The organism is Macrococcus sp. 19Msa1099, assembly GCA_019357535.2.
In the GTDB taxonomy this organism is placed as follows: domain Bacteria; phylum Bacillota; class Bacilli; order Staphylococcales; family Staphylococcaceae; genus Macrococcoides; species Macrococcoides psychrotolerans.
In genome coordinates this window covers 849,504-866,819 of the sequence record CP079955.1, presented here as the reverse complement: position 1 = coordinate 866,819, position 17,316 = coordinate 849,504, and the positions used below count along the sequence as shown (strand labels likewise).

The window sequence follows — 17,316 nt, the reverse complement described above, 5'->3', positions numbered from 1 at the left end:
TTAAACCTCACTTATTTCATTTGTAGTAGTAATATTTCTAACAGTAATATTACGTTCTATCTTTTTTACGAGTGCAGTGAGCACCTTTTTAGGTCCGATTTCAACAAACTCAGTGACTCCTTGATCAATCAGATAACGAATAGAATCTGTAAATTCCACTGGAGAATATAATTGTTTTACTAAATTCTCCTTGATGCGTTTCGCATCAATTTCTGATGATGCACTTACATTTTGCACAACAGGAATTTGTGCTTCTTGAAAATCAAACTGCTCAAGATACGCCCTGAATTCTTCTTCGATTACTTTCATAAGCTCTGAATGAAATGGACCACTCACATTGAGCGGAATAATTTTCTTTAAGCCGAGTTCATGTTTTCTGTCAATGAGTGCTTCTATACATTGCGTATGACCAGACACAACAATTTGTCCTGGACCATTAATATTTGCAACGTTTAATAGATGACCATCATTGCTAACAGCTTCACAAGCCTCTTCTATAACCCATCGATCTGTTCCAATAACTGCCGCCATCTTTCCCACACCTTGAGGATATGCTTCGCTCATTAACTGACCTCGTTTGTAGACGATTTGAACAGCGTCCTCTTTAGTTAATACACCAGATGCGACTAATGCACTGTATTCTCCTAGACTATGGCCTAGACAATAGTCAAACGGCTGTTGAATTTGCTCTAACAATACAACGCTGTGCATTACAATTGCCGGTTGTGTATACTTCGTGTCATTAACCGCTTCATCATGGCGCATAATATTGACGAGGTCGACATCAAACAGACGATTCAATTGTTTAAGCGTCTCTTGCCCCCGCTCGTTAAAATCGTCGGTCATACCAATAAACTGTGACCCTTGTCCCGGAAACAGTAGCGCCCGCTTACTCATGTGTCACCTCTTGCTTTAACAATGATATAACATCTTCTGTTGCTGATTGTCGTGCTTGTTTAAGCGCATTGAAGAATGCTTTCTTATCACTCGAACCATGCGCTTTAATAACAATTCCATCAACTCCAAATAATACGGCACCTCCATACTCTGAGTAATCCATCTTATTTTTAAGTTGCATCAAATCTTTTTTTATGAGCCCTGCTGCAATTTTTGTTTTTGTTGAAGCTAACAAAGTTTCTTTCAGCATCTTAAAGATATTGTTCGCTGTACCTTCTAAGGTCTTTAGAATCATATTTCCTGTAAATCCATCAGTAACAACGATATCTGCTGCATAGTTTAGCAGTGCTTTAGATTCAACATTACCGATAAAGTTGATTGATGTCTCTTCTTTTAGCAGGTTAAACGTATCACGTGCGAGTTGATTCCCTTTTTTATCTTCTGTGCCAATATTTGCGAGTCCTACAGACGGGTTACTGATACCACGATTTTTCTGCGTATAAATCGATGCCATTTTAGCATATTGGACGAGGTGTTCTGGCTTGGCATCAGCATTTGCACCCATATCCAGTAACATAAATCCTTCATCATTAATTGTTGGTAATGTCAGCGCAAGTGCAGGACGTTCGATTCCCTTTATTCTTCCGATGACAAATAATCCCGCAGCCATCAATGCACCCGTATTACCAGCAGAAACAACAGCATCAGTTTCCTTTAGTTTCACGCTCTCTGCTGCACGCACCATGGAAGCATCCTTCTTTCGTCGAATCGCACGCACAGGTTCATCTTCCATCGTGATGACTTGTGTTGTATGATGCATCTTTAGTCGCGGATGATTAAGTCGATTGTCTTTTTCATCACCGTACAGATGGATCTCTACATCATTAAATTCCTTAAGGAACATTTCAATTCCATCTAGAACAATGTCCGGTGCATTGTCTCCCCCATGCATATCTACTGCTATCTTAATCATATTTAAGCTCCTTTATTATTGTAATACATCTCAAACTCGCCATAGAACACTTGACTTTGATTGACTGTGCTGAAGACTTCGATCTTTGCTCTTTGGTCCTTCTTCTCAATAAGCACTGCCTTTGTTATAACTCGGTCACCAAGCATTACAGGCTTCTGGAAATGTATATTGCTTGAAACAGTCAGTGCAAATTCATCATTGATTAGAGCAACACACAGTGAATTTGCCTGTGCAAATAAATAATGTCCTCTCGCAATGTTATTTCGACTGAACACATGCTCTTTCTTAATATCCAGAATAGATAATGCCATATGATCAAGTTCAATATCGATAACTTCTCCAATAATATCATCCATAGATAACGTTCTAATTTCGTCGTGTGATTTAACCGCTACATTCTTAATACGCTCTCTTAATTCGGGTATATTAAGTTCCAGACGGTCAAGACGAATGGTCTGGATGCTTACATTAAATTCATGACTTAATGTTTCATCCGTTATGAATGGGTCGTTTTCCAATAATTGCTGTAACTGTTCCTGTCTTAAGTGCTTTGACAACTTTTTCATGCATTCATTTCCCTTATTAGTAGTTGGTCTTAATACTAGTAAATATAACAAAAATATACACACACTGCAACAAAAAAAGGAAAAGACATTTGTATGCCTTATTCCTTTGACCTTCACAAAACGATTCATTTTTATAAGCGTATCTATTTTACCTTTTGACCTGCTACTTTTGACCATTTCTTTCAATTATCTGCGCTTTGACAATCATTCGCTTCTCAAACATTAAAGTATCTGGGTTATAATCGTTACACGTAATCAAGGTAAGTTCCTGTGGATTTCCAGGCTTTTCATCTAGTACACCGACTTCAGTCGGTTGCACATCATAGATCTTTGTAATCTTATAAATATTCTTGCCGCTTCTCGATAATAATTCAACGGTATCGCCAACTTTTGCACGGTCCAGATAGTTGAAACGAATTCCTGCACCTTCTACACGATGACCCGCAATCGCAACATTCTGTTCTGTTATCTTTTCACCTTTATCTACAAGTACGACACCATTTTTCATTGCTTCTTGGGTTGCCGGTCCTTTATATAATGGCTCGTTTATATCCGCAGCCGGCACTTTTAAGTAGCCGATCATATTGTCTTTAAGCTTTAATTTTTCAGGTTCCGTTTTAGTGATCCATTTTTCAAAACCATTAACATTTACTTTATCATCATTCTTCTCATATGACTGTATAATCTTTTCGTTGACTGAATGCGTGAAATACGCACGAATATCCTGCCAGAAAAACATCGTAATCGCTGCTACGATACATAGAACTCCAATCAATCTTACGATAACTCTCATTTCAATCTCCTCTTAGTCAAGTTGATGTTCAGCAAGGTCTGCATCTAGACGCATCTTTAATGCGTGTAATTCAGGTTGCGCGATTGCACCACTTAGTATTAACTTGCTTGCTTCGTCACGCGCAACTTCCAGCATGCGATAATCCTCAACAATATTTGCTACCTTAAAGTCCGGTAGACCACTTTGCTTAATGCCGAAGAAGTCACCTGGTCCTCTCATTTCCAGATCCTTTTCACTGAGTACAAAGCCATCTGTTGTCTGCGTCATAATCTGCAACCTTTCTATGCCTGTTTCGCTTTCTGGGTTGCCGACCAATATGCAATAGCTTTGATAAGAACTTCGACCGACGCGACCTCTTAACTGATGCAAAGTAGATAAACCAAAGCGTTCTGCATCATAGATGACAATCAACGTAGCGTTCGGAACATTCACACCGACTTCAACGACTGTTGTAGATACTATAACATCAAATTCATGGTTTTGGAATTTATTCATCACTTCATCTTTTTCTTCTGTCTTCATCTTACCATGGAGTAGTCCTACTTTATCAGTGCCAAATAGCCTTTGATAAGCTTCATAGATTTCAATTGCGTTTTTTACATCTAAATGTTCTGAAGCTTCAATCAGCGGACATATCACATAGACTTGTCGGCCTGCTCGTATTTCACGTGCAGTCTTATCATGGACAATTTCAATTTCCTCATGTTTCGCCCATTCTGTAATAATGGGTTTACGTCCTTTTGGCATCTGTTTAATCGTTGAAACGTCAAGTTCACCAAATACAGAGATTGCTAATGTACGTGGTATCGGTGTAGCCGTCATAAAGAGTACATTTGCATCATTGCCTTTTTCACGTAATAATTTACGTTGATTTACTCCAAACCTATGCTGCTCATCGGTGATAACTAAACCGAGATCATGAAATTGCACGGGTTCACTGATAAGCGCATGTGTACCTACAATGATATCGATATCGCCACGTTCTAACGCTTCTAAAATTAATCTCCGCTTTTTACCTTTGACTGAACTTGTAAGAAGCGCAATGTTTAGTGATTCACCATAGATTTCAGATAAACTTTCTGCATGCTGTTCAGCCAGTATTTCTGTCGGCACCATCAATGCACTTTGTCTACCTGCAGTCATTAATGCATACATGCAAATTGCAGCAACGATAGTCTTCCCTGATCCTACGTCACCTTGGAGCAGCCTATTCATGCGAAATTCATGCTTCATATCCCGAAATATTTCATTGACAACTTGTTTTTGTGCATCTGTCAGTTCGAAGGGCAGCGTATCAATAAACGCCTTAACCTTCGTAATATCATAATCGACCTTGCTATGTGGCGCCCCACTTTGTTCAAGCTGATTAAGCATACGCATCTTAAGCTGAAAGAGTAATAATTCGCAAAAAGCAAAACTTCTACGTGCCTGCTGCAAATGTTTATGGTTTGAAGGAATATGTAACTCATATAGCGATTGATCCAGATCCCAGAGTTTATATTTCACTTTTAAGTGATCCGGCAAAAAGGGATGAATTTTCACGGTCTGAAACGCGCTGTCAATCATTTTTCTAAACTGTGCTCGCTTAATCAAACCTTTCAGACTATATTGCGGGACAAGCTGCACACCTGAATGTTCATCTTCTGATATTTTACTGCCTTGAATCACTTGCTTTGATCTGTTCCATTTGCCGGTGACTTTGACCGTCTTGCCTATCTCTGCAATCCGCTTCACATACATCTGATTAAAGAATTCTATTTTCACCGCGACATTGTCAACCATCATATGGAATGATACTTTAGATTTTCCGCGCCCAAAATGAGCCAAAACAGGCGCAGAGTAAATTTCACCCTGCACCGTTATTTTTGCACCCTCTTCGGCTTCATGTAAATTAATGACGGTTTCATCTTCATATTTATAAGGCAGATATAATATGAGGTCTTCAATAGAATGTATATTGAGTGAATTGAGACTCTCTAAAGATTTCGGGCCGACACCTCTTAACTCCTTCAATGTACTATCTGTTATTAGAAGATGCTGATTTTCCAAAGATTCTTTCCTTCATTTCCTGGCCAGTCTTAGTGCCTGCAAGACCTCCACGACCTGTCTCACGCAGTGCACTCGGCATTGTTAAACCTATCTTATACATCGCTTCAATTACTTCATCTGTCGGAATTCTGCTCTCCACACCTGCAAGCGCCATATCTGCTGATACAATAGCGTTGGATGCACCAGCTGCATTTCTTTTTACACACGGTACTTCTACAAGTCCAGCTACAGGATCACATACAAGACCCAGCATATTCTTAAGACAAATACTGAATGCATGTGCACTCATCTGTGGCGAGCCACCAGCCATCTCTACGATCGCTGCTGCTGCCATAGCTGCTGCGCTGCCTACTTCTGCCTGACACCCCCCTGCAGCACCGGAGATAGAGGCATTATTAGCCACAACAAATCCAAATGCTCCAGTCGTAAACAAGAATTTAATCATCTGTTCACGCGATGGATTCAGTCTTGCTTTCATAGCAAATAATGTTCCTGGTACTACTCCAGCACTGCCAGCAGTCGGTGTTGCACAAATTAATCCCATGGCAGCGTTCACTTCATTTGTCGCAACCGCTTTTGAAACTGCATCCAGCAAGGTCGCGCCACTCAACGTATTGCCCTTTGCAATATAATTTCGTAACTTCACCGCATCCATTCCAGTTAAACCTGTAGGACTTGTAACACCATCCAGACCACGCGCTACAGCTTGTTCCATTACGATTAAATTTCTTTCCATATTCGACATTACTGTTTCGTAATCAAGCTTACTTACAGCCATCTCTTGTGCAATCATAACGTCTGCTATGCTTTTATTTTCTGTCTCACAAATATGTATCAGTTCTTCTACGCTTTTAAACATAACTTCTCCCCTCTATGATTCTGTCATCAACGTTACAGTCTGAATACCCTCACAACGCCTAATTTGCTCTAGTACATCATCTGTTATCTCATCATCTAGTTCACATGTCATTAAAGCAAGGTCGCCTTTTTCCTTACGTGAGACCTGCATCTGACCGACATTAATTTTGTGGTCGCTAAGAATACTTGTAACTTTCGCAATCGTGCCGAACGTATCTTTATGAAATACGAGTAACGCAGGATAATTCCCCGAAATTGCAATCGGAAAACCATTTAATGCAACTATTTCAATCTTACCCCCTCCAATTGAAATGCCTTCGATAGAGAGCTGCTGATCATGACTTCTCATGTTGAGAACGGCAGTATTAGGGTGACTTCTTTCTTCTGTCATCTCAATAAAATTTATCTGTAATCCTGCTTCTTCCGCAAGTTCAACGCTTTTTGGAATACGACTGTCATCCGTATCAAAACCTAACAGACCTGCAACTAATGCCACATCTGTTCCATGTCCTTTATATGTTTCCATAAATGAACCATATAAATAGATATCAACAGCATCCGGCATCCTTCCAAATAAATCTCTGGCAACTAAACCGATTCTGACTGCACCTGCTGTATGTGAAGATGATGGACCCACCATCACCGGGCCGATAATATCAAATACACTTCTATATTTCATAAAGCTCCCCCTTATCCATTAAAAAGAACTACACTTTAAAGTGTAGTTCTAATACATATAGATTAACTTATTCTACAGAAAACATAAAGCTATATATAGGCTGTTTTCCATCTTGTATTTCAATTTCAATATCTTCATAATTTTCACTTAAGAAATTTTCAATGGTAGCAACATTTTCATCTGCAGCATCGATTCCTTTAATGATCGTAACAATTTCTGCATCTTCATCAATCATTGATTTCAATAATTCAATACATACTTTGTTCTGATCTTTATCCGATACCGTAATCTTACTCTCATTAATACCCATAAATGCATCTTTCTCAATATTAACACCATCAATAGTCGTATCTCTGACAGCATATGTAACGGAACCTGACTTCACATGCTGCATCGCTTCTGTCATTAATGCCTTATTGTCATCACTAGATGCTTCCGGATTGTATGCAAGCATCGCACCTAACCCTTGTGGTATTGTCTTAGACGGCACTACTGCTACAGGAATATCCACAACTTGAGCTGCTTGTTCTGCAGCCATAATTATGTTCTTATTATTCGGTAGAACGACCGCTTCTTTACATCCACTTGCTTCAATAATCTTTACAATATCTTCAGTAGATGGATTCATCGTCTGTCCACCGCTAATAACATGCGTTGCACCAATCGACCTGAATAACTCAGTAATACCCTCACCCATAGAAATTGTGATCAACGCTTTTTCTACTTTCTCAATCTCGTTTTTAGTTTCCTTAATACCACGCTTACGTAACACTTCGCGATGCTGTTCACGCATATTCTCTATCTTAATCTTGATAATCTCTCCATATTGACTACCATATGTTAATGCTTCCCCAGGTGTTTCTGAGTGAACATGCGTTTTAACGATTTCTTCATCAGAAATCACAAGGAGCGAGTCACCAAACTTAGACATATCTTCTCTGAAATCATCTTCATTAAATGGTTTCATTCCATCTTTAAATCGAACCATAAATTCAGTACAGAATCCTGGCACGATGTCTTCAGTTTTAACCACATCACCGAAGTCATGATCATCATTAATAAAGTCGTCATTAATATCTCGCTTAACAGGTGCTGCAATTGTTTCACCCTTTAAAACAGCAAGGAATCCTTCATAGACATACATCAAACCCTGACCGCCGCTATCTACTACCCCAACTTCTTTTAATACTGGAAGTAGGTCTGGTGTACGCTTTAATGATTCGTTCCCAGCTTTAACGAGCGCTTCCATAATTACGATACAGTCATCCGTTGATTCACTAGCCTTCATAGCAGCTTCTCCAGCTTCACGGGCAACTGTAAGAATGGTACCTTCAACGGGTTTCATTACTGCCTTATAAGCTGTTTTTACACCTGCTTGAAATGCTTTAGCAAATTTTTGGGCGTCTATCGCACTCTCCGCTTCGATATACTTAGAAAACCCTCTGAATAGCTGTGATAGAATAACGCCCGAATTCCCACGTGCTCCCATTAATAAACCTTTTGAGAATGCAATTCCAACGTTTCCAATATGTGCTTCAATATTCTCCTCAGTTTCTTTCGCACCTGAACTCATCGAAAGATTCATATTCGTTCCAGTATCACCATCTGGTACCGGAAAGACGTTCAGTGAATCTACATAGTCTGCATTTTGAGATAAGTTATTTGCTCCTGTGATGATCATTTCAGCAAATAGCTTGCCGTCAATTGTTTTCATTATGAAATCCTCCCTATTCTTCATCATCCAGTTTGATGACACGTACACCTTGAATGTATATGTTTACTGAATTAACCGTTAAGTTTAAAGTTTGTTCTAAAGTGTATTTAACTGTCGATTGTACATTACTTGCAATTTCAGAAATTTTTGTGCCATATGCAACAATAATATACATATCAACATCTAAAGTACCGTTATTATTTGTTACGATAACACCTTTAGAATAGTTGTCACGCCCTAAAATATCTGCAATACCATCTCTAACCTGATGTTTACTTGCCATACCGATGATACCATAACATTCAACTGCCGCTCCACCTGCAATCGTTGCGATAACATCGCTAGAGATATCGATTGAACCAAATTCATTTGCTATTTCTAATGTCATTTCATTGCCTCCCTTGTTTATACACTCGTCATATTATTATAATCAATAAATATTCATAATTACAAGAAATCTATTGTTTAAAGGTAAAAATAATATTATATATAATATTATCTTAAGTAACTACTGTAATTTTTACTCTATTGTTACAACTGATAAACAAAAATTTATTGCATTACATATTGAATTATGTTAAATTATTATGGTATGTAAAAGATAAGTGTATCTCTATATTCTATTAAAGGAGGCAAAAACAATGGCTAAAGTATGTCATGTTACAGGTCGTAAAGCCGTAACAGGTAACAATCGTTCTCACGCAATGAACTACAGCAAACGTCGCTTCGGAGCTAACTTACAAAAAGTCCGCATCTTAGTAGATGGTAAGCCTAAACGTGTATGGGTTTCAGCTCGTGCATTAAAATCAGGTAAAGTGACTCGCGTTTAATTGAATATATAGATACAAAAAAGACCTTTGTGTGAAAGGTCTTTTTTTATTGCTCTGTACTTTGTATACAATAAACCATCCCTTGTTCTACCGTAACTTGCGCACGACGCTCAACAAATTCATTTGAAATCGTTCTTGTAATTCCAAGATTCACTTCCAGGCGATCAGCATCATATTTAAATCCTTCAAGTGTCAAAGTTACTCCGTCATTCACCGGAATAAAGGATATATACTTTTTATCAGGTTCATGTTCAATAATGTGTGTGCCTGCAGTAAGTACCTGAATCGTATTATACGCATTAACGATATGAAATTCGCTTGCCGACAATAATATTTCTGGATGCAATAATGTCTGCAGGTTTCCAAGAAAATGATCGAGTCTTCCGCCCGTCGCACCATGAATAAATACTTTGTTGTATTCTAAGTCTTTCGCATACTGCATTGCAACTTCAAGGTCTGTTTCATTCTTTTCAGCAGGAAGAAGGTCGATATCGATAACAGACTCTATACGTAATTTCTCTGTCTCATCAATAGAATCGAAATCTCCAAATGCTGCGATTGGTCGAATGTTATGATCAATCAGCATCAACGCACCATAATCCACACCTATCCAGTCATCACTTCCATACATCTCAAATATCGATTCATCTACTTCCAGCTGCGTACATAATATATGAAGATTCATCCTACTTCTCCTTTCAATATCTTTACTGGTACTTTATAATCATCATGCTTAAAGAAATAAGAACCTGCTACAAGCACATCAGCACCGGCTGCTTTACATAAAAGTGCTGTATCTTCATTGACACCGCCATCAACTTCTATTTCATATGAAAGTCCATGCTTATTTCGATATTCATTTAAGGAACGAATCTTATCAACACTACTCTTGATAAATGACTGACCACCGAAACCTGGATTAACTGTCATAACGAGAACAAGATCAACCATATCAAGAACCGGGATAATCGATTCGACCGGCGTTCCTGGATTAAGTGTAATCCCTGATTTCTTGCCAGCATTTCGAATCATCTGCAACGCTCTATGAATATGCTTCGTAGATTCTACATGCACAGTGATAATATCACTGCCTGCATCAGCAAATGCTTGAATATACCGTTCCGGATCTTGTATCATCAAATGTGTATCAATCGTCAGATCTGTTATACTTCTAATTTGCTGTAATACTGGAAAAGCAAAAGAAATGTTCGGAACAAATTGGCCATCCATCACATCAAAATGAAGGTAATCTGCACCTGCTGCATGGAGGTCAGCTATTTCCTCTTTCAATTCAAGAAAATTACAGGACAACAAGCTTGGAGCTACTTTCATTAATATCTCACCTTTCTATTCTCAATTTCAGACATCATCTGTAAATAATGATCATACCTTGATTGCAGTATTTCACCTGTTGCCAGCGCTGTCTTTATCGCGCATTTCGGTTCATTAAGATGCAGGCATTCTCTAAACTTACATTGAGGCGAAAGCTTAACAAAATCCGGGAACATATTTTTAAGTTCATACTTATCAATGTTATCAAGTTCAAGAGAACTAAACCCTGGTGTATCTGCAATATAACCATTTTGTAGTGGTATTAGTTCGACATGCCTTGTCGTATGTTTACCACGATTTAAAGCGTTACTGATGACACCGGTATTTAAATTAGCATCAGGAATGAGGCTATTGATAAACGAAGACTTACCCACACCTGATTGGCCTGCCAGCACAGTGATTCCTTGAACGAGTGCGTCATAAGACTGTTCATTCAAATTGGTCACAAAATAAGTTTCATATCCGATAGATTCATACTGGTTTAGTGCACGTTCAATAAATAATGCCTCTTCTTTATTAATCAGGTCTTTCTTTGTCACAAGAATTACAGGTTCAATGCCATAAGATTCGACTTTAACGAGAAACTTGTCCAGTAAATTCAAGCTGAATTCAGGTTCTTTTGCACTTAGAACCACGATTACGCGATCAATGTTTGCTACAGGTGGACGTACCATACTGTTGTTCCTTTCATCAATAGACAAGATATAGCCGTCCGTCTCATTTTCAACTTGAAATTCTACAAAATCACCTACTAACGGAGAAATACCGCGTTTTCTAAAATTACCTCTCGCACGGCACTGATATATTTTCGCCTCACTTTTTACATAATAGAAACCACTTAATGCTTTTATAATCTGACCTTTAATACATATCACCTCTTCTTAATATTCACTTAAATTATAACATTCTCTTAGCTGTGAATATATATAAAACCACTTCTAGAATTCGAAGTGGTCAGTCAACTCTTTTTTGTAAGTATGATTTATATTCCTCTTTAAGCTCAAGGTTATACTTTTGAATGAGCTCTTTTTCAACCTCAGCTTTAATTCGATCGACATAATGCTTACTCGTCTGTCTGTATATTTTGTAAAGCAAATATAAAGTAAATCCTAAAATAACCAGAATAGATCCAAAACCTAATAGAATCATCGTCGTGAGCATATCAATCATATGATGTAACTGTGCTTCTTTATCTGCAATAAATTCCTGCACCCTGTCCAATGGATTCGTAAATAATATTATCTTCATCACCTCTTTTGTTATATTTTTAATTTTAGCCTAAACAGTGTATGATAAACAAAAAAGGAGGAAAATAATATGAAACATATTACAATAGATGCGTTACAAGATGCGTTACAGATTGGTACAGAAGCACATATTATTGATGTAAGAACACCAGAAGAATATAATGAAGGGCATATTAAAGGTGCAAAGAATATCCCACTGGATACAATTCCTGCTTCAGTCGATTCATTTAATGATGAAGATGAATACATCATCATCTGTAAGCGTGGAGGACGTGCGCTTCAGGCTGCTGAATATCTCGATAATGAGAATTTAAACATTACAGTAGTCGACCAAGGGATGGATGACTGGCAAGGTGAAATCACAAAATAAAATGACTGAGGCGTGCGCCTCAGTCATTTTATTTTGTACGGTCGATATTCACCCTTATATTTTCAATATCCATTCCAGAAGCCACTTTACCAGGAAACTTTGTCGTATCCACTGTAAAGTCTTGAGGTGGTACATCATAAGAGATTTCATTTGCAAAGAATTTCATTGTTTCCTCCATAATGATGATCGTCATCCATTCACCTGCACAGCGGTGATTTGTGTAATAATCTCCTCCGCCTTGAGGGATCAGATCAAATGGGCTTCCGTCCCAGTTCTCAAAGCGGTAAGGATTAAATCTTTCAGGTTCACTGAATAAATCGTCTCGATGTAATGTACCATAGATATCCAGGAGCATCATCGTATCTTTTTTAATCTTGTAACCATCAAATGTAATATTTTCTTTCGCTTTACCTGGCAGGAATGGAACGAACGGATAATATCTTCTTACTTCCTGCACGAATTTATATGCATAATCCTCTTCGTTTAATGCAACACGAACACGTTCTCCAGGAAACTCGTGCAACGCTAGCACACCAAAGCTCACAAACTTATTGATTGCGACAAGCGGACGTATGACATTCATCAAGTCAACCGCGCAAAGTCTTGCGTCCATTGGTTTACCGTTCATATCTTCCCAGTGACTAAATTCATATAAGGCAGTTCCTTTTTCCGGATGAATCTTTCCTTTACGCACAGCTCTAATTTGATCCTCCAGAAATTGCTCGACACGTGCACGTGCTTTTTTCGCTTCACGATAGCCGCCATATAATGAACCAATCGCACTGAATGAATCAATCATCTTATTCATGTCATCTGCCATCTTTTTGATATTATCAGGGTTATCAGCAATACCTGCCCAGCGTAGTCCAACTTTAGTAAGCAGTTCAGTTGCTTCTTCATAGACATTTACTTTTTGTTTATATTGCATATGCTCAATGTTCTGGAACCAGTAAATACGCGTAAGCTTTCTTAAGTAGGCTAAGTTTTCATCGGTCATAAGAGACATAAATAACGCCTTACGATCAATATGCGTCTTACCCGCTGTAGTATGTATTGCACCTTTACCGAACAACGTCTTTACAACACGTTTAGGTAATGTACCTTTACGTTCTGTCTTATCGTTATCATAAAATAATTCAGCTGCGTCTTTACCGCTGATAACAACAGCAGCTTTACCTCCTAAAACATGCGTTTCGAAAATATTCGTATTGAATTTCTTCATACGTGCGGGAACGTATTCATAGCCTTCTTTCATAATCTTGAATGAATTATCAATACCTCTATCTTTAGGAATTCTTTTACTCATTGTTATACCCTCCATATTTATGTAATCAATAGTAAACTCTACCCTTAATTAGATGTTTCTAACATGATTCACTGCATATTCTAAAATCTTATCTTGTGCAGCTTCATTATCAATTTCTACATCCGGATATGCTGTTCTTTCACCGGTTATACCATATTCAAAAGTATATGGTCCTAATTCAAGTGTTTCATACTCACTTAATGCACCAAAAGTCTCTTCACCTACTTTTAATGCATCACTGTTAGAGGCAAAGGCTTCAGCACTTCCTTCAGTATGTCTGCTGATCAATATGATTTCCGGCTGGATATCATATAGTTGCTGTATCCCCTTTGTGTATCTTAAGTCTAGTATAATTGGAGTATCTTTAATGATAGTTTCTTGAATATTCACAAGTTGATCCGGTGCATAGATAGTAATCTGCTGATATGTATCTCGGATAAGAACTTGAGGTTCAGGTAACGCATAGCTATTTAATGTGAAGTGATAATGCTCACTTCCTCTCCTTATCTCTGCATCGTGCTGCTTCATGATTAGGGGTGCCCATTCTTGTTTATGGAACGTATCATGAAAGAGCTGCTTGCGGTAACGGTCACTCAATACATCAACAGCATCACCGCTTAAATGTGTAATAATATCCCCGGTTACAAATCGTGTATCCTCATTCACTTCAATCACTTCAAGTCCCTCGTCTATTCTATTTACTACGAATCCGCTATGACGTTGATGTTGATAAAACTTAAAACTTTTCTGCTGATATTCTGCAAGATATTCTTTCATAATTTCAGCGAAGGTAAAATCGTTACCAGGAGCTAGCTGCTTCACAATCGTCGTATAGAGCTCTTTCGTTGCTTCATCATGTATATGTAATACCTCACTAATTTTTTCTGATACAGCTTTAAAAATATGATGATATTTCATAGACACTCCCCCTTTTATAGTTATTATACATTGAAAAGCAAAAGAAAAAAACTGGATGCACCTGCATCCAGTTAATTACCGAGTTCATTATAATTGATGTGTTCATTCATATACGTCTTACCATCAACTTTTACGAGGATGATTCCCTCTTTATCCTTACCTATTGTGAGATTAAAATTCTTTGTCGTGCTCTCTGTCGTCTTATATGATTCATACACTTTATCTATGTCATTATCTTTATCCTGAATAAAGATTTCAACTTTCTGCTTAGAACCTTCTCCTCGGTATGGAATCGTAAATGTTCCAAAATATGATTTGTCATAATTGGAAGCGCTCGTATCGTTCTTTTCTTTTGGTTTTTCTGATGATGCCTTGTCCTCGGAAGAACTTTCCTTACCTTTAGATATAACGAAATTGATGATTGAGCCGTATTGATAATTTATATTACGTATATCCTGAGAAATAATTCTGCCCTTTGGTATCGATTCAGAAGTTGTACTTTGCGCCACATTGACAATAAAACCGAGCGCTTCTAGTTCCTTTTTTGCAATATCGTAGGACTGCCCCGTAAAATCAGGAACATATACTTGTTCTGTACCTTTAGAAACTGTCAGAACTATCTCTGTATCCTCAGGAATAACTTTAGTACCAGCAGTTACACTTTGTTTCAGAATCTCTCCGGAGGAAGCCATGTCAAAGGTTTCTTTCAGTTTAATGCGCTTAAGCTGCTGTTTTTCCAGTTCTTTCTTTACATCTTTAATATTTTCCCCGACGTAGTCACCAATAGTGAAAGTTTTAGCCCCTTTTGAGATTTTTAAATCTACTTTCGAATGTGCATCTATCTTATTACCGGCAAGTGGCTTTGTATCAACAACTTGATTTTTTTCGTCTTCATTTGTAAACGTGTAGCTGACCTCGCCTTTTCTCAAATTATTATCGTCTAAAATTTGAGTTGCCTGTGTTAAAGATTTTCCATTTAGTTCAGGGACCGTTACTTTATATACTTTGAATAGAGCCGCATATACAACGGTACTTAAGGTAAACATAAGGATCAATGGAACAAGCCATAAAAGCCACCGCTTTTTATTTGCTGGTTTCTCAACGTATTGCTCCTTATGAATCGAACTTTCCTTAACGGATGGGGTCTCAGTCCTACTGTCTTTAACAACAGGAATCATCTTTGTCTTATCGTCTATCTCTGCTACTTTATCTTCTTTAGTTCTGCTAGCATCAAGCGCAGTTGTTACGTCTTCATACATCTCCTGAGTCGTTCGATACCTTCTGAGCTTATCTTTCATCGTTGCTTTATTGACTACATTTTCAAGGCTTTGGGGTATAGCGCTATTTTCCTCACGAATCGAAGGAATCGTCTCCTGGATATGTTTAATCGCGATACCAACTGCGGACTCCCCTTCAAAGGGGGGATGCCCAGTAAGCATTTCAAATAGCACGATACCTATGGAGTAGATATCGCTTGACTCATCGGTCCTGATTCCTTTTGCTTGTTCTGGAGAGAGATAATGGACGCTCCCCATAATATGATTTGTCTGAGTCATCGCTGTCTCACTCAGTGCACGTGCGATCCCAAAATCGGAAATCTTAAGCTCTTTATTGTCTGTCATCAATATATTTTGCGGTTTAATATCACGATGCACAATACGGTATGAATGAGCATGTTCAATCCCTCTCAAAATCTGTTTAGTAAAAAATACAGCTTCTTCAGGTGATAATGGGCCATGCTGCTGTATATATTCATGGAGGGTTGGACCTTCTACGTATTCCATGACTAAATAATAGTGTCGCTCATCTTCATCTACATCAAGCACTTTAACAATATTTGGATGAGACAATGTCGTAGCGTTTTGAACTTCCCTCTGAAATCTTTGAACAGCACGTTCAACATCAACGTGAGGAATATTAATTATCTTAACCGCAACCCTCTGATTCAGGATAATGTCTTGAGCAAGATACACGCTACTCATGCCGCCTCCGCCAATATACTTTAGAAGCTTATAACGTTCACTAACGATCGTACCGAGCATGTTACATGCCCCCTTTTAAAGAAGCGATCACAATCGAAATATTGTCTTTAGCAGCGCTGTTTATAGCAGTCTCAATCAGCTGATTACCGATATCTTCGATTAGATTAATAGATTTAAATATGTCATGTATCTGTGTTTCTTCAACATAATCTGTCAATCCATCAGAAGTTAACATAATATAATTATATCTATTAAAATCATATACAAATACATCAGGATGCAAATATTTATCACTCCCCATAACTTTTGTAATTACATTACGTTGAGGATGATGTTTCGCCTCTTCCTTCGTCAGACCCCCAGCCAAAAGAAGATGGTTGACAAACGTATGGTCACTGGTCGCTTGTCTAAGCTCTCGTTCATTTATAAGATAGGCTCTTGAATCTCCGACATTCGCGATGACCACATGATTATCGTAAAGCAATGCGCAGACAAGTGTCGTCCCCATACCCTGGTTATCGTCATTCAAATGAGATTGTTTATAGAGCTCACGATTAATTTCAGCGATGTTATTTCTAAGCCAGCTTTCTGCATATTCAAACTCTATGAAATTTTCTTCTTCAAAACGTGATTTAAGCATATCGTTGACCAATGCACTGGCAACATTTCCTGCATTATGTCCGCCCATACCATCGCAAATCACCATTAACATCTGGCCTGTATGATTATAATAAACGCCACCTGCGTCTTCATTTCTTGCTCTTACTGGACCGATATCGGTAAAAAAGCGTGCATGCATATC

The 17,316-nt window shown here is 38.2% G+C and carries 19 protein-coding genes; 2 read left to right on the top strand and 17 right to left on the bottom strand.

Annotated elements, in window-relative coordinates:
- The 9 genes from fabD to KYI10_04385 all read right to left on the bottom strand — a co-directional run bounded on the left by fabD (position 1) and on the right by KYI10_04385 (position 8,917).
- Positions 1–897 carry an ACP S-malonyltransferase gene (gene fabD, locus KYI10_04425; protein QYA33685.1) on the bottom strand — a complete coding sequence of 299 codons (897 nt, stop codon included), beginning with the start codon at positions 895–897 and terminating at the stop codon, positions 1–3.
- Complete coding sequence (gene plsX / locus KYI10_04420; protein QYA33684.1) at positions 890–1,870, bottom strand: phosphate acyltransferase PlsX; 981 nt, start codon at positions 1,868–1,870, stop codon at positions 890–892. Before plsX ends, fabD begins: the two co-directional genes overlap by 8 nt.
- 2 nt (positions 1,871–1,872) lie before the next feature.
- Positions 1,873–2,436 (bottom strand): transcription factor FapR, encoded by a 564-nt coding sequence (gene fapR / locus KYI10_04415; GenBank protein ID QYA33683.1) that lies wholly within the window; start codon positions 2,434–2,436, stop codon positions 1,873–1,875.
- A 163-nt stretch (positions 2,437–2,599) separates the two neighbouring features.
- On the bottom strand, positions 2,600–3,229 hold the full coding sequence (locus KYI10_04410; GenBank protein ID QYA33682.1) for a class A sortase: 630 nt from the start codon (positions 3,227–3,229) through the stop codon (positions 2,600–2,602).
- A 12-nt stretch (positions 3,230–3,241) separates the two neighbouring features.
- A complete protein-coding gene (gene recG / locus KYI10_04405) occupies positions 3,242–5,278 on the bottom strand; it encodes an ATP-dependent DNA helicase RecG (protein QYA33681.1) in 2,037 nt (678 codons plus the stop codon).
- On the bottom strand, positions 5,247–6,137 hold the full coding sequence (gene sdaAA, locus KYI10_04400) for an L-serine ammonia-lyase, iron-sulfur-dependent, subunit alpha (GenBank protein QYA33680.1): 891 nt from the start codon (positions 6,135–6,137) through the stop codon (positions 5,247–5,249). Before sdaAA ends, recG begins: the two co-directional genes overlap by 32 nt.
- Positions 6,138–6,149: 12 nt before the next feature.
- Positions 6,150–6,815, bottom strand: a complete 666-nt coding sequence (gene sdaAB / locus KYI10_04395) for an L-serine ammonia-lyase, iron-sulfur-dependent subunit beta (protein ID QYA33679.1) — start codon at positions 6,813–6,815, stop codon at positions 6,150–6,152.
- A gap of 67 nt (positions 6,816–6,882) precedes the next feature.
- Positions 6,883–8,532, bottom strand: coding sequence for a DAK2 domain-containing protein (locus KYI10_04390; protein ID QYA33678.2), 1,650 nt, complete (start codon positions 8,530–8,532; stop codon positions 6,883–6,885).
- Positions 8,533–8,542: 10 nt separating this feature from the next.
- The gene (locus KYI10_04385; protein QYA33677.1) at positions 8,543–8,917 is read right to left on the bottom strand and encodes an Asp23/Gls24 family envelope stress response protein; all 375 of its coding nucleotides are present in this window, start codon (positions 8,915–8,917) and stop codon (positions 8,543–8,545) included.
- A gap of 253 nt (positions 8,918–9,170) precedes the next feature.
- On the opposite strand from KYI10_04385, the gene rpmB reads away from it, so the two are divergent.
- Positions 9,171–9,359: a 50S ribosomal protein L28 gene (gene rpmB, locus KYI10_04380; GenBank protein QYA33676.1), complete on the top strand. Its 189-nt coding sequence runs from the start codon at positions 9,171–9,173 to the stop codon at positions 9,357–9,359.
- 46 nt (positions 9,360–9,405) lie between these two features.
- Here rpmB and KYI10_04375 read toward each other — a convergent pair whose 3' ends face one another.
- From KYI10_04375 to KYI10_04360, 4 genes are all read right to left on the bottom strand, one after another.
- The gene (locus KYI10_04375) at positions 9,406–10,044 is read right to left on the bottom strand and encodes a thiamine diphosphokinase (protein QYA33675.1); all 639 of its coding nucleotides are present in this window, start codon (positions 10,042–10,044) and stop codon (positions 9,406–9,408) included.
- Positions 10,041–10,691 (bottom strand): ribulose-phosphate 3-epimerase, encoded by a 651-nt coding sequence (gene rpe, locus KYI10_04370; protein ID QYA33674.1) that lies wholly within the window; start codon positions 10,689–10,691, stop codon positions 10,041–10,043. The genes KYI10_04375 and rpe overlap by 4 nt, the downstream gene beginning before the upstream one ends.
- The gene (rsgA, locus tag KYI10_04365) at positions 10,691–11,566 is read right to left on the bottom strand and encodes a ribosome small subunit-dependent GTPase A (GenBank protein QYA33673.1); all 876 of its coding nucleotides are present in this window, start codon (positions 11,564–11,566) and stop codon (positions 10,691–10,693) included. Before rsgA ends, rpe begins: the two co-directional genes overlap by 1 nt.
- Before the next feature lie 79 nt (positions 11,567–11,645).
- The gene (locus tag KYI10_04360; GenBank protein ID QYA33672.1) at positions 11,646–11,942 is read right to left on the bottom strand and encodes a hypothetical protein; all 297 of its coding nucleotides are present in this window, start codon (positions 11,940–11,942) and stop codon (positions 11,646–11,648) included.
- Positions 11,943–12,008: 66 nt separating this feature from the next.
- On the opposite strand from KYI10_04360, the gene KYI10_04355 reads away from it, so the two are divergent.
- Complete coding sequence (locus tag KYI10_04355; GenBank protein ID QYA33671.1) at positions 12,009–12,308, top strand: rhodanese-like domain-containing protein; 300 nt, start codon at positions 12,009–12,011, stop codon at positions 12,306–12,308.
- A gap of 28 nt (positions 12,309–12,336) precedes the next feature.
- Here the strand turns inward: KYI10_04355 and KYI10_04350 are convergent, their stop codons facing one another.
- From KYI10_04350 to KYI10_04335, 4 genes are all read right to left on the bottom strand, one after another.
- Entirely contained in the window at positions 12,337–13,614 is a 1,278-nt protein-coding gene (locus KYI10_04350) for a cytochrome P450 (GenBank protein QYA33670.1), read from the bottom strand.
- Between the two features lie 48 nt (positions 13,615–13,662).
- On the bottom strand, positions 13,663–14,532 hold the full coding sequence (locus tag KYI10_04345; protein QYA33669.1) for a hypothetical protein: 870 nt from the start codon (positions 14,530–14,532) through the stop codon (positions 13,663–13,665).
- A 71-nt stretch (positions 14,533–14,603) separates the two neighbouring features.
- Positions 14,604–16,574 carry a Stk1 family PASTA domain-containing Ser/Thr kinase gene (pknB, locus tag KYI10_04340; GenBank protein ID QYA33668.1) on the bottom strand — a complete coding sequence of 657 codons (1,971 nt, stop codon included), beginning with the start codon at positions 16,572–16,574 and terminating at the stop codon, positions 14,604–14,606.
- Position 16,575: 1 nt separating this feature from the next.
- On the bottom strand, positions 16,576–17,313 hold the full coding sequence (locus KYI10_04335; protein QYA33667.1) for a Stp1/IreP family PP2C-type Ser/Thr phosphatase: 738 nt from the start codon (positions 17,311–17,313) through the stop codon (positions 16,576–16,578).
- Between the last annotated feature and the right edge of the window lie 3 nt (positions 17,314–17,316).

Excerpts from the sequence above, each read along its gene's own strand:
- fabD (QYA33685.1), bottom strand. The coding sequence starts at position 897 with ATGAGTAAGCGGGCGCTACTGTTTCCGGGACAAGGGTCACAGTTTATT.
- plsX (QYA33684.1), bottom strand. The coding sequence starts at position 1,870 with ATGATTAAGATAGCAGTAGATATGCATGGGGGAGACAATGCACCGGAC.
- fapR (QYA33683.1), bottom strand. The coding sequence starts at position 2,436 with ATGAAAAAGTTGTCAAAGCACTTAAGACAGGAACAGTTACAGCAATTA.
- KYI10_04410 (QYA33682.1), bottom strand. The coding sequence starts at position 3,229 with ATGAGAGTTATCGTAAGATTGATTGGAGTTCTATGTATCGTAGCAGCG.
- sdaAA (QYA33680.1), bottom strand. The coding sequence starts at position 6,137 with ATGTTTAAAAGCGTAGAAGAACTGATACATATTTGTGAGACAGAAAAT.
- sdaAB (QYA33679.1), bottom strand. The coding sequence starts at position 6,815 with ATGAAATATAGAAGTGTATTTGATATTATCGGCCCGGTGATGGTGGGT.
- KYI10_04385 (QYA33677.1), bottom strand. The coding sequence starts at position 8,917 with ATGACATTAGAAATAGCAAATGAATTTGGTTCAATCGATATCTCTAGC.
- rpmB (QYA33676.1), top strand. The coding sequence starts at position 9,171 with ATGGCTAAAGTATGTCATGTTACAGGTCGTAAAGCCGTAACAGGTAAC.
- KYI10_04375 (QYA33675.1), bottom strand. The coding sequence starts at position 10,044 with ATGAATCTTCATATATTATGTACGCAGCTGGAAGTAGATGAATCGATA.
- rpe (QYA33674.1), bottom strand. The coding sequence starts at position 10,691 with ATGAAAGTAGCTCCAAGCTTGTTGTCCTGTAATTTTCTTGAATTGAAA.
- KYI10_04355 (QYA33671.1), top strand. The coding sequence starts at position 12,009 with ATGAAACATATTACAATAGATGCGTTACAAGATGCGTTACAGATTGGT.
- KYI10_04350 (QYA33670.1), bottom strand. The coding sequence starts at position 13,614 with ATGAGTAAAAGAATTCCTAAAGATAGAGGTATTGATAATTCATTCAAG.
- KYI10_04345 (QYA33669.1), bottom strand. The coding sequence starts at position 14,532 with ATGAAATATCATCATATTTTTAAAGCTGTATCAGAAAAAATTAGTGAG.
- pknB (QYA33668.1), bottom strand. The coding sequence starts at position 16,574 with ATGCTCGGTACGATCGTTAGTGAACGTTATAAGCTTCTAAAGTATATT.
- KYI10_04335 (QYA33667.1), bottom strand. The coding sequence starts at position 17,313 with ATGCATGCACGCTTTTTTACCGATATCGGTCCAGTAAGAGCAAGAAAT.